The organism is Faecalibacterium sp. PGM34 (assembly GCF_054456555.1).
Genome location: NZ_CM136898.1, coordinates 2,151,566 through 2,163,146, shown reverse-complemented (window position 1 = coordinate 2,163,146; position 11,581 = coordinate 2,151,566). Strand labels below are relative to the sequence as shown.

Sequence of the window (11,581 nt, the reverse complement as noted above, 5' to 3'; positions counted from 1 at the left end):
GAACGTGCCCGGCACGTTCCGTGGCGAAAAGGAGCGATGACCATGCAGTTTTTCAGTACCAGAGATCAGAACCGCAAAGTAACTTCTTCTCAGGCGATCGCACAGGGACTGTCCGATGAGGGCGGCCTGTTTGTGCCGGAAAGTTTTCCGCAGGTGGATGTAAAGACTCTGTGCGGGCTGGATTATCCCGCGCTGGCAGCCGCCGTTGTGCGGGAGTACCTGACCGATTACGACCCCGCTTTCCTGACCGAAGCCACCCGCAGCACCTATGGCGCTGTTTTTGGTGGCAAGGCAGGCTATCTTGCCCCGGTGGAAGGGGATACCTATGCCCTGGAGCTGTGGCACGGCCCTACCTGTGCCTTTAAAGATTACGCCTTGCAGCTGATGCCCAAGCTGCTGGTGGAGGCCAAAAAGAATCTGGGCCGCACCGAAAAGACCCTGATCCTTGTGGCTACCAGCGGCGACACCGGCAAGGCTGCGCTGGACGGCTACCATGATATCCCCGGTGTGGAGATCGCTGTGTTCTATCCCACCGGCGGCACCAGCGAGATCCAGCGCTTGCAGATGGCAACGCAGGAGGGCGATAACGTTGCTGTGTACGCCGTGCGCGGCAACTTCGATGATGCCCAGACCGGCGTAAAGAAGGTGTTCGGCGATAAGGCCATCGCCGCCGAACTGGAAAAGCGCAATATCCGTCTTTCCAGCGCAAACTCCATCAACTGGGGCCGCCTTGTGCCGCAGATCGTCTACTACTTTGCCGCCTACGCTCAGCTGCTCAAGGCCGGTAAGATCGCCTTTGGCGACGAGGTGGATTTCTGCGTGCCCACCGGCAACTTCGGCGATATCCTCGCCGGTTATTACGCAAAGCAGATGGGTCTGCCCGTGGGCAAGCTGGTCTGCGCCTCCAACGAGAACAACGTGCTGACCGATTTCCTCACCACCGGTACTTACACCGCAAAGCGGGAGTTCTTCAAGACCACCTCGCCCAGCATGGACATTCTGGTATCCTCCAATCTGGAGCGCCTGCTGTACCATGTGACCGGCAGCGATGCCGAGGTGGCGGGCTTTATGCGGCAGCTGGCTGCCACCGGCAGCTACACCGTCCGTCCTGAGACGCTGGCAGCGATTCAGGAGAATTTCTCCTGCGGCTGGAGCAGCGAGGACGAGGTGGCAGGGGAGATCCGTTCCCGCTACGAAAAGGACGGCTACCTGTGCGATACCCACACCGCCGTGGCTTTCCATGTGGCTGCACAGAAAAAGCGGCAGGGCGTGCCCATGGTGGTGCTTTCCACCGCATCGCCCTTCAAGTTCCCCCGCAGCGTGCTGAGCGCACTGGGCAAAGCTGCCCCGGAAAACGATTTTGAAGCCATGCAGCAGCTGGAGGCTGCCACCGGTCACGCCGCACCGGCAAGCCTTGCCGCTCTGCGCAGCAAGCCGGAGCGCTTTGATACGGTCATTGCCCCGGCACAGATCGCTGAGGTGGCGCTGGGCTATCAGGCATAAGCTTCTGCGGACAGACAGAACAGGAGTAAACAGACTATGGCACTTTTTGTGCTTGGCGACCCCCATCTTTCTCTGGGCGCATCCAAGCCGATGGATATCTTCCCCGGCTGGAATGATTATGTGGACAGGCTGGAGAAAAACTGGCGCAAGCTCATCACCCCGCAGGACACCATCGTGCTGGCGGGGGATATCAGCTGGGCCATGCGCCTGACCGATACCCGCAAGGATTTCGCCTTTTTGCAGCAGCTGCCCGGGCAAAAGATCATCATGAAGGGCAACCACGATTACTGGTGGTCCACCGCCAACAAGATGAACGCCTACCTCAAGGCCGAGGGCTTTGACACCCTGCATATCCTGCACAACAATTCTTACAGCGTGGAGGGATACGCCATCTGCGGCACCCGCGGCTGGCTGTTCGATGTGGGGGAGCCCCATGATGAAAAGGTGATGAACCGCGAGATCGGCCGCCTGCGCATGAGTTTGGAGGCTGCGGAGCCCGGGCTGGAAAAGCTGGTGTTTCTGCACTACCCGCCAGTCTACACCGGCACCAGCGCCCCGGAGATCGTAGCCACCCTGAAGGAGTTCGGCATCAAGACCTGCTTCTACGGTCATCTGCACGGCAACGCCATCCGGTTTGCCGTGCAGGGCGAGGTGGACGGCATCCGGTACAAGCTGGTAAGCGCCGACGGCCTGCGTTTCTGCCCCTACCGCATCAATTAACGGCGGGATAAAAGGGCAAAAACGACAAAATTTAAAAATTTGGTATGGCAATTGTGTCCAGAGCGTGCTATAATAAGTTTTGACGCGATTGTTGCACCCAATTGAGCGCGCGCGTCCCCGCATTCCGTGTGCATACAGCAAGGACGTGGTGCGCGGTTGCCCCGGGCAAAAACTTCCTGCCCTGAGCAATAGAATATTTGAGTGGAGGATAAACAAATGAATCTCATCAAGTGTGAAAAGCTCGAGAAGAGCATGGCAGAACTGCAGTTCTCCATCGATGCAGAGGCTTTCAAGAAGGCTGTTGCCGATGTTTTCAAAAAAGAGGGTAAGAAGTACCCTGTGCAGGGCTTCCGCAAGGGCAAGGCTCCCAAGGCTCTGATCGAGAAGATGTACGGCGCAGACGTCTTTACCTACGACGCTATCAACGAGCTGTTCCCGGAGGCCTTCGAGGCCGCCGTTAAGGAAGCCGGCGTGGAGCCCGTGGGCCGTCCTGAGGTCACCGTGGATTCTGCCAGCGAGGCAGAGGGCGCTACCCTGACCGTTAAGGTCGCCGTCAAGCCCGAGGTCAAGGTTGGCAGCTACAACGGTCTGACCGTGGAAAAGACTGTCCATACTGTTACCGATGAGGCTGTGGACGCTGAGCTGAAGCGTGTGCAGGAGCGCAACGCCCGTGAGCTGACCCGTGAGGGCGCTGCTCAGAATGGCGATATCGCTGATATCGACTTCGAGGGCTTTGTGGACGGTGTCGCATTCGAGGGCGGCAAGGCTGAGCACTACAACCTGACTCTGGGCAGCGGCAGCTTCATCCCCGGCTTTGAGGAGCAGGTCGTTGGCCACTCCGCCGGTGAGGAGTTCGACGTGAACGTCACCTTCCCCACCGAGTATCAGGCTGCTGAGCTGGCTGGCAAGGCTGCTGTCTTTAAGATCAAGCTGCACGAGGTCAAGTACAAGGAGCTGCCCGCTCTGGATGACGAGCTGGCAAAGGATTGCTCCGAGTACGACACTCTGGACGAGTTCAAGGCTTCCATCCGCAAGAATAACCAGGAGCAGCTGGACAAGCAGGATGATCTGGCTGTCGAGAATGCTCTGGTCGATCAGGTCATCGAGAGCATGGAGGGCGAGATCCCTCAGGCAATGTACGATGTCCGCATGGACGAGATGGTCAACGACTTTGCTTTCCGTGTGGAGCAGCAGGGTCTGCGTCTGGAGGACTACCTGAAGTATATGGGCCAGTCCATGGAGCAGTTCCGCGCCGCTTTCATGCCGCAGGCTGAGAAGCAGGTCAAGATCGGTCTGGCTCTGGAGGCTGTTGCTGCTGCTGAGCACATCGAGGCTTCTGAGGACGAGATCAATGCCGAGATCAAGCGCATTGCTGACCAGTACAAGATGGAAGAGGACAAGGTTCGTGAGCTGATCAACCTTGAGGATCTGAAGCAGGATCTGGCTCGCACCAAGGCTATCGACTTCATCAAGAGCCACGCTAACATCGTGGAGAAGCCCGCAGAGGCTGAGAAGGCTGCTGACGCTGAGTAATCAGTGCCGGGCCCTGTAAAGCGCCGCAGGCGTTTTATCAAAGGTTGTTAAAATTGACCGGTACGGCTGAACTTTACAGGGGACCCGTATCGGTCAATTTTGCCAATAAACTTAAACCATTTCAGGAGGCGAACTTTATGAGTTTTGTTCCTTACGTTGTCGAGCAGTCGGCGCACGGGGAGCGTTCCTACGATATTTTCTCCCGTCTGCTGAACGATCGCATCATCGTGCTGAGCGAGGATGTCAACGATACCACCGCAAGCCTTGTGGTGGCACAGCTGCTGTATCTGGAAGGGCAGGACCCGGATAAGGACATCAGCCTGTATATCAACAGCCCCGGCGGTTCCATCAGTGCCGGTATGGCCATCCACGACACCATGCAGTATATCAAGTGCGATGTTTCCACCATCTGCATGGGCATGGCTGCCTCTATGGGCGCATTTCTGCTGGCAAGCGGCACCAAGGGCAAGCGCTTTGCCCTGCCCAACGCCGAGATCATGATCCACCAGCCGCTGATCGGCGGTCAGGGCGGCGGTCTTTCCGGCCAGACCACGGATATCAAGATCCATGCCGAGCACATGGTCTATATCCGCGATAAGATGAACCGGATGCTCAGCGAGTACACCGGTCAGCCGCTGGAAAAGATCCAGCAGGACACCGAGCGCGACAACTACCTTACCGCGCAGCAGGCAAAGGAATACGGCCTGATCGATGAGGTCATTGCCCACCGGTAAACCGCTATAATTTATCCAGGATAAGGAAAAACAGCTATGGCAAATAACAATTCCGGCAAAAACGATAAGGATCTGATTTGCAGCTTTTGCGGCAAACATCAGGACGAGGTTGAGCGCATGATCATTGGCCCCGGGGTCAATATCTGCAGCGAGTGCATCGGTCTGTGCCACGATCTGCTCTCTGACAAGCCGGATCAGCCCAAAAGTGCCCGTCCGGCTCGCGGCAGCGCAAGCCGCGCCCATGTCCAGCCCGCTGCTGCAGATCTGGATATCAACATCATGACCCCGGCCGAGATCAAGGAAGGTCTGGATCAGTATGTCATCGGTCAGGACGAGGCAAAGCGTGTGCTGTCCGTTTCGGTCTACAACCACTATAAGCGTATCCTCAGCGGTAAGGGCGGCGATGTGGAGCTGCAAAAGTCCAACGTGCTGCTGCTGGGTCCCTCTGGCGTGGGCAAGACCCTGCTGGCGCAGACACTGGCCAAGATGCTGGGCGTGCCCTTCGCCATTGCGGATGCTACCACCCTTACCGAGGCCGGTTATGTGGGTGAGGACGTGGAGAACATTCTGCTCAAGCTGATCCAGGCGGCAGATTTTGATGTGCAGAAGGCACAGATCGGCATCATCTACATTGATGAGATCGACAAGATCACCCGCAAGAGCGAAAACCCCTCCATCACCCGCGACGTGGGCGGCGAGGGCGTACAGCAGGCACTGCTGAAGATCTTGGAGGGCACTGTCAGCAACGTGCCGCCGCAGGGCGGGCGCAAGCATCCGCAGCAGGAGTTCATCCAAATCGACACCACCAACATCCTGTTCATCTGCGGCGGTGCCTTTGACGGTCTGGACAAGTATATCCTGCGCCGCACCGATAAGTCTGCGCTGGGCTTTGGCAGTGCGCTGAAGGATAACTCCACCGAGGCCGAGCGCGCTCTGCTGCGCAAGGTAGAACCCCACGATCTGGTCAAGTTCGGCTTGATCCCGGAGCTGATCGGCCGTCTGCCGGTCATCACCGTGCTGGATGATCTGGACGAGGATGCACTGGTGCGCGTGCTCAAGGAGCCCCGCAACAGTCTGGTCAAGCAGTATAAAGAGCTGCTGGGCATGGATAATGTGGAGCTTACCTTCACGGACGAAGCCCTGCACGCCATTGCCCGCAAGACCATCGAGCGCAAGACCGGTGCCCGCGGTCTGCGCAGCGTGATGGAAAGCATCCTGCTGCCTATCATGTACGAGGTGCCCAGCGATGCCACCATCATCCGCGTGACCGTGGACGAGGACACCGTGGAGGGCGGCGAGGCACATCTGGAATACGGTGCCGTGCGCAAGCGCTATAAAAATCAGGTCGCTCTGAGCTGACGGCGTTGCCGTACAGCAGGGGAGTGTACCTGCCTAAAAGCCCTGTTTCGAAAGCTTTTTGCTTTTGGCAGGGCTTTTTGCTTTCAAATTCTTGTTTCTGACAGGAAAATGTACTATAATAGTAAAGTGTGGATCGTGCGGCATGTGCTCTCTGGCAGGGGCATACCGCAAAAGACGAGCAATAGAATTGGGTAATAGGAAGTACTATAAAGGAGTGTGTATTCAATGGCAGATTATCACGAGATGGATCGCGCTGCGCTGACCGCTGAAAAGGCAGCGCTGGAACAGGCTTATAAACAGTTTCAGGCAAAGGGCCTGAAGCTGAACATGGCACGCGGCAAGCCCGGCCCCCACCAGATGGATCTGGCAATGGACCTGCTGAAGATGACCGACTACACCACGGATGCAGGCACCGATGCCCGCAACTACGGCGAGCTGGAGGGTCTGCACGAGGCTCGCGCCCTGTTTGCAGATGTGTTCGGCGTAAAGCCCAACGAGGTGTTCGTGGGCGGAAACTCCAGCCTGCAGCTGATGTATAACCTCATCAACATCGGTTATGTGTTCGGCTTCCCGGAGTCTCCCTGTCCGTGGTCTCAGGTGGAAAAGCGTAAGTTCCTCTGCCCGGTGCCCGGCTATGACCGTCACTTTGCCATTACTGAAGAGTTCGGCTTTGAGCTCATCAGCGTGCCCATGACCCCCAACGGCCCCGATATGGACGTTGTGGAAAAGCTCGTGGCAGAGGACGATACCATCAAGGGCATCTGGTGCGTGCCGCAGTACTCCAACCCCGATGGCTACACTTACAGCGATGAGACCATCGAGCGCTTTGCTAAGATGAAGACCGCCGCCCCGGATTTCAAGATCTTCTGGGATGAGGCCTACATCGTCCATCACCTGACCGAGGAGATCATCGAGACCCCCGTGCTGCTGAACGTGAGCAAGAAGTATGGCACGCAGGATCGCGTGTTCATGTTCACTTCTACCAGCAAGATCACCTTCCCGGGTGCCGGTGTTTCTGCCATTGCATGCAGTGACAACAGCATGAAGTATATGTGCAAGCGCTTTGCAGTGATGATCATCAGCTACGACAAGATGAACCAGCTGCGCCACGTCCGCTTCCTGAAGAACAAGGAGGGCGTTCTGGCACACATGGCAAAGCACCGCCGCCGTCTGGTGCCCTGCTTCGATGCCGTCAAGACTGCCTTTGCCGCCAACCTCACCCCCTGCGGCGATATTGCCCACTGGACCAACCCCAAGGGTGGCTACTTCATCAGCCTGTATGTCATGCCCGGTTGCGCAAAGCGCGTGGCAGACCTGTGCAAGGATGCAGGTCTGGTGCTGACTGGTGCAGGCTCTGCTTATCCGTACCACAAGGATCCGCAGGATTCCCATCTGCGCATTGCACCCACTTATCCCAGTCTGGACGAGGTGGAGACTGCTTCCGAGCTGCTATGCGTCTGTGTGCGTCTGGCTGTTGTGGAAAAGCTGCTGGCTGACATGGCCTAAGGCTTAAAATAATTTGCATATTCTCCTCTGCGGGGCTCTTTGCAGGGCTGGCAGGGGAGTTTTATCACAGAAAGGTCGGCACGACGGCTGCTCTGTGAGGAGAGGAACCGTCGGCAAAACTTGCGGTTCACAACAAAAACGGCTGCGGCTGCACAGCCGCCGCTTTTGGAGGTTCCCGACTTATGAAAACAAAAGGCAAAGCATGGCAGCTGGTCGTTACCGTGCTGCTGATCGTTGTGTTTGTCTACACCGCCTTTTTTGGCGTGGCGGCAAAATACGGCGATGTGACCACCACCTACATCAAGGGTGCAAAGGATATCCGCTTTGGTGTGGATATCAAGGGCGGCGTCAACGTCACCTTTGTACCCTCGGATGGCTACGATGCCACGGACGAGCAGCTGGATGCCGCCCGTCTGGTCATCGAGAACCGTCTGGTCGCGTTGAACGTGACCGACTACGAGCTGTATGTGGATAACAACTCCGACAGCCTGATTTTGGAGTTCCCGTGGCAGTCCGGCGAGACGGATTTTGACCCCGAGTCTGCCATTCAGGAGATCGGCACCACCGCCTACCTGACCTTCCGCGAGGGAGCCAGCAAGGACGGCGAGCTGATCCTTGACGGCTCCATGGTCGAAAGCGCTTCGGCGCAGTACGGCGCTGTGAGCAACGGCGGCAGTTCCGAGTATTACGTTGCCCTCAAGTTTACCACCGAGGGTGCCAAGGCTTTTGGCGATGCCACCACCAAGCTGGCCGCCGACAAGGGCAGCATCAGCATCTGGCTGGACGACGAGAACGTGAGCACCGCTACCGTCAACACCGCTATCACCGACGGACAGGCCATCATCACCAGTTCAGCCTCCAATCCCTTTACGCAGGATGCCGTGGTCAAGATGGCGCGCCAGATCAACTCCGGTGCACTGCCCTTTGCTCTGAGCGTGGACAGCTACTCCACCGTGAGCCCCAGTCTGGGTGAAAATAGCCTTGGTGCCATGGTGCTGGCAGGCCTGATCGCTTTTGCCCTCATCGTGGTGTTCATGACGGTGCTGTATCGTCTGCCGGGCTTTCTGGCCTGCATCGCGCTGGCCGGTCAGGTGGCGGCTACGCTGGCCTTTGTGTCCGGCTACTTCCCGGTGTTTGAAAGCTTTACTTTGACCCTGCCCGGCATCGCAGGTATCATTCTGGCCATCGGCATGGGCGTGGATGCCAACGTCATCACCGCCGAGCGCATCAAAGAGGAGCTGAAAAACGGCAAATCTCTGGATGGCGCACTGAAGAGCGGCTTTGCCCGCGGCCTGACCCCCATCATTGACGGCAATGTGACCATCGTCATCGTGGCCATCGTGCTCATGGGTGCCTTCGGCCCCTCAGATGGCCTGTTTGCCAAGGCAATGCACTTTGTGTTTTTCGCCTTCGGCCCCTCTACTGCAGGCACTATCTACGCCTTCGGCTATACGCTGCTCACCGGCGTGCTGCTGAACTTTGTGTTCGGTGTGTTCGCTACCCGTGTCATGATTCGCGGCGCAGCTGCCATCAAGGCACTGCGCAACCCGTGGCTGTACGGTGCTGCAAAGCCCGGGCAGGAAAAGACTGAAAAGAAGCCGGTGGATTTCGTATCCCTGCGCAAAAAGTTCCTGACCTTCTCTGCCTGCCTGATGGTGGTCATTCTGCTGTGCGCTGCAGTGTTCGGTGTGCATCTGGATACCGAGTTCACCGGCGGTGCCATGATCACTCTGTCCTACGAGGGCAGTTTTGATCAGTCCGCTGTGCAAAAGACCGCTGCTGCGGCGCTGGAAAACACCGGCCTGACTTTGCAGACCGGCGAGAACGTAGCCACCGGTGACCAGACCCTGAAGATCTCCATGCCCGGCACCGAGACCGTGACCACCGAGCAGGTGGAGAACCTGCTGGATTCCCTGAACGAGAACTACCCGGAAAACCAGTTTGCCCAGCTGTCCCTGAGCAACGTCAGCGCAGCCATGGGTACTAAGTTCCTGCAGAAGAGCTTGGTGGCTGTGGTGTTTGCACTGGTGCTCATTCTGCTGTATATCGCCCTGCGCTTCAGGAACATCGGCGGTCTGACCGGCGGTATGATGGCAGTGCTGGCGCTGGTCAACGACCTGATGGTGGTGTTCGGCACCTTTGTGCTGCTGCGCACCGCACTGGATGGCAACTTTATTGCCGCTATGCTCACCATCCTCGGCTACTCCATCAACGATACCGTTGTGGTGTACGACCGTATCCGCGAGAACCGTGCTCTCATGGGCAAAAAGGGCAGCTTTGAGGAACTGGTCAACCAGTCGGTCAACCAGTCTGCCCGCCGCACCCTGATCACCACCATCACCACCGTGATGGCACTGGGCGTGATGTGCATCGTGGCAAAGCTCTACGGTCTGGACAGCATCTTCACCTTTGCATTCCCGCTGATGATGGGTATGGTCAGCGGTGTGTACACCTCTCTGTGCGTTTCCACCTCGGCTTGGGTGCTGTGGAGCGAGCGCAGCAAAAAGAAAAACTGAGGCGGAGGAACAAAAGATGAAGTGCCCTTATTGCGGTGCGGAGGAATCCAAGGTGATTGACTCCCGCCCCACGGAAGATAACGAGCGCATCCGCCGCCGCCGCGAGTGCCTGAACTGCCACATGCGCTTTACCACCTACGAGGTGGTGGAAACAGTGCCGCTGGTGGTCATCAAAAAGGATAACTCCCGCGAACCCTTTGACCGGCAGAAGCTGTTCAACGCCATGCTGCGCGCCTGCGCCAAGCGCCCTGTCAGCTACGAAACGCTGGAGCACGCTGTCAGCAGCATCGAGCAGTCCCTGTTCAGCTCCTACGACCGCGAGATCCCCAGTGTGCGCATCGGTGAGCTGACTATGCAGGAACTGAAAAAGATCGACGAGGTGGCCTATATCCGCTTTGCTTCGGTCTACCGCCAGTTTGCGGATGTGGAAAGCTTCCTTGATGAACTGAAAAAGCTTGTGGGCGACCGTAAGGAAAATCAGTAAACTGTAATTTAAGACCGAGAGATGCTTTTGGGCGTCTCTCGGTCTGTTTTTGTTGTAAAAAATTGCTTGTCGCGGCCCGCAGGACGCGACAAGCGTGAAATATAATTTGCGCCGCTTACACCAGCCGCCGGGCGAGCCATTCCAGCCGCTCCACCTCCACTTGTGCGCGGCGCAGTTCGCCCAGTGCGTCCTCGGTGGCTTGCTGCTCAAGGTATCCGTCTGCCGCCCGCAGTGCAGCTTCCAGCTCCGTGTAGTCGGCCGTGCGCAGCAGATGGCTCATAGTTTCCCGCATGGTGTCGCACAACTCTGCGCCCTCGGCAAGCGCCTGCCGCGCAGTGGGAAAGTCCTTTTGCCGTACAGCCTCGAGGGCGCAGTCCAAGTCGGCTGAGATATCCTGCGCAAAGCCCTGCACCCGTCCGCTGCTGTAAAGGGATACCCCCAGCAGTGCGGCTACGATCAGGATACACGCATAGATCCGTTTCATTGTTTTCCTCCCGGCTGACGACCTTCCTTTTTCAGCAGAAAATAGTCCTCGGTCTCGTTGCCGATGAGCAGCAGGATCTCCTGCGGCAGAACGGTGTTTGCCGTGGCAGTGCGCTCCAGCCACGCACGGTCCTTGCCGCACCAGCGCAGATTATCCTCCAACACCTGCCCGTCCAGCACAAAGGGGATAGTGGCCTGTGTCTGCTGTACCTTCAACTGTAAATCGGCTAGGGTAGCCGCTTCCTGCTCCGGTCGCAGCGCTGCCGACAGCGTGCCGTTCGTTTCGATTACGGCGTAGGACACCCTGCGCGGGTCAAAGATATCCTTGCCGCGCAGTGCCTCCATCAGGTCGGCGGTGGTCAGCCGCAGCATCCGCAAAGCATTCTGGTCGATCTTTCCGTCCAGAATGACCGTTTTGGGACGCCCGGAGAGAAAATTGAAAAACTTCTGGCTGCGGAAGCTCACCACTGAACCCAACAGCTCCAGCGCCGCAATGAGAAACAGAGGAATCAGGCTGGCGGTGATGGGCACATCCTCGGATTCAATGGAGATGGACGCCAGATTGGAGATCAGGATGGTGGATACCAGCTCCTCCGGCTGCAATTCTCCCAGCTGGCGCTTGCCCATCAGCCGCATGGCAAACAAAACGCAGAGATACAGGATAATGGTGCGGCAAAGCAGCAGTTTCATGCACAAACCCTCCCGGTGCGGTGTGCGCGGCGTATTCCGCTGCGGCAAAGCGG

General features: G+C 57.7%; 10 protein-coding genes. 8 read left to right on the top strand and 2 right to left on the bottom strand.

Annotation, left to right across the window (positions count from 1 at the left end; genetic code table 11):
* Positions 1–36 precede the first annotated feature (36 nt).
* The 8 genes from thrC (at position 37) to nrdR (ending at position 10,355) form a co-directional block, all read left to right on the top strand.
* Positions 37–1,503: a threonine synthase gene (gene thrC / locus ACXPUX_RS10340; protein ID WP_458828227.1), complete on the top strand. Its 1,467-nt coding sequence runs from the start codon at positions 37–39 to the stop codon at positions 1,501–1,503.
* Positions 1,504–1,539: 36 nt separating this feature from the next.
* Positions 1,540–2,223 (top strand): metallophosphoesterase, encoded by a 684-nt coding sequence (locus tag ACXPUX_RS10335; RefSeq protein ID WP_458828226.1) that lies wholly within the window; start codon positions 1,540–1,542, stop codon positions 2,221–2,223.
* Positions 2,224–2,439: 216 nt separating this feature from the next.
* Complete coding sequence (gene tig / locus ACXPUX_RS10330; protein ID WP_118657574.1) at positions 2,440–3,756, top strand: trigger factor; 1,317 nt, start codon at positions 2,440–2,442, stop codon at positions 3,754–3,756.
* A 137-nt stretch (positions 3,757–3,893) separates the two neighbouring features.
* Complete coding sequence (clpP, locus tag ACXPUX_RS10325) at positions 3,894–4,490, top strand: ATP-dependent Clp endopeptidase proteolytic subunit ClpP (RefSeq protein WP_015538544.1); 597 nt, start codon at positions 3,894–3,896, stop codon at positions 4,488–4,490.
* A gap of 36 nt (positions 4,491–4,526) precedes the next feature.
* Positions 4,527–5,849 (top strand): ATP-dependent Clp protease ATP-binding subunit ClpX, encoded by a 1,323-nt coding sequence (clpX, locus tag ACXPUX_RS10320; protein WP_458828224.1) that lies wholly within the window; start codon positions 4,527–4,529, stop codon positions 5,847–5,849.
* A gap of 225 nt (positions 5,850–6,074) precedes the next feature.
* Positions 6,075–7,355, top strand: a complete 1,281-nt coding sequence (locus tag ACXPUX_RS10315; protein WP_458828223.1) for an aminotransferase class I/II-fold pyridoxal phosphate-dependent enzyme — start codon at positions 6,075–6,077, stop codon at positions 7,353–7,355.
* A 182-nt stretch (positions 7,356–7,537) separates the two neighbouring features.
* Positions 7,538–9,871 carry a protein translocase subunit SecF gene (secF, locus tag ACXPUX_RS10310; protein WP_458828222.1) on the top strand — a complete coding sequence of 778 codons (2,334 nt, stop codon included), beginning with the start codon at positions 7,538–7,540 and terminating at the stop codon, positions 9,869–9,871.
* A 16-nt stretch (positions 9,872–9,887) separates the two neighbouring features.
* Entirely contained in the window at positions 9,888–10,355 is a 468-nt protein-coding gene (nrdR, locus tag ACXPUX_RS10305; RefSeq protein ID WP_458828221.1) for a transcriptional regulator NrdR, read from the top strand.
* A 115-nt stretch (positions 10,356–10,470) separates the two neighbouring features.
* On the opposite strand, the gene ACXPUX_RS10300 is transcribed toward nrdR, so the two are convergent.
* Together ACXPUX_RS10300 and ACXPUX_RS10295 are read right to left on the bottom strand one after the other, a co-directional pair.
* Positions 10,471–10,839 carry a DUF4363 family protein gene (locus tag ACXPUX_RS10300; RefSeq protein ID WP_458828219.1) on the bottom strand — a complete coding sequence of 123 codons (369 nt, stop codon included), beginning with the start codon at positions 10,837–10,839 and terminating at the stop codon, positions 10,471–10,473.
* Positions 10,836–11,528 carry a DUF421 domain-containing protein gene (locus ACXPUX_RS10295; RefSeq protein WP_458828218.1) on the bottom strand — a complete coding sequence of 231 codons (693 nt, stop codon included), beginning with the start codon at positions 11,526–11,528 and terminating at the stop codon, positions 10,836–10,838. Before ACXPUX_RS10295 ends, ACXPUX_RS10300 begins: the two co-directional genes overlap by 4 nt.
* Between the last annotated feature and the right edge of the window lie 53 nt (positions 11,529–11,581).

What these genes read in the sequence shown, in the direction of transcription:
- thrC (WP_458828227.1), top strand. Translation starts at nt 37, where the DNA reads ATGACCATGCAGTTTTTCAGTACCAGAGATCAGAACCGCAAAGTAACT.
- ACXPUX_RS10335 (WP_458828226.1), top strand. Translation starts at nt 1,540, where the DNA reads ATGGCACTTTTTGTGCTTGGCGACCCCCATCTTTCTCTGGGCGCATCC.
- tig (WP_118657574.1), top strand. Translation starts at nt 2,440, where the DNA reads ATGAATCTCATCAAGTGTGAAAAGCTCGAGAAGAGCATGGCAGAACTG.
- secF (WP_458828222.1), top strand. Translation starts at nt 7,538, where the DNA reads ATGAAAACAAAAGGCAAAGCATGGCAGCTGGTCGTTACCGTGCTGCTG.
- nrdR (WP_458828221.1), top strand. Translation starts at nt 9,888, where the DNA reads ATGAAGTGCCCTTATTGCGGTGCGGAGGAATCCAAGGTGATTGACTCC.
- clpX (WP_458828224.1), top strand. Translation starts at nt 4,527, where the DNA reads ATGGCAAATAACAATTCCGGCAAAAACGATAAGGATCTGATTTGCAGC.
- ACXPUX_RS10300 (WP_458828219.1), bottom strand. Translation starts at nt 10,839, where the DNA reads ATGAAACGGATCTATGCGTGTATCCTGATCGTAGCCGCACTGCTGGGG.
- ACXPUX_RS10295 (WP_458828218.1), bottom strand. Translation starts at nt 11,528, where the DNA reads ATGAAACTGCTGCTTTGCCGCACCATTATCCTGTATCTCTGCGTTTTG.
- ACXPUX_RS10315 (WP_458828223.1), top strand. Translation starts at nt 6,075, where the DNA reads ATGGCAGATTATCACGAGATGGATCGCGCTGCGCTGACCGCTGAAAAG.
- clpP (WP_015538544.1), top strand. Translation starts at nt 3,894, where the DNA reads ATGAGTTTTGTTCCTTACGTTGTCGAGCAGTCGGCGCACGGGGAGCGT.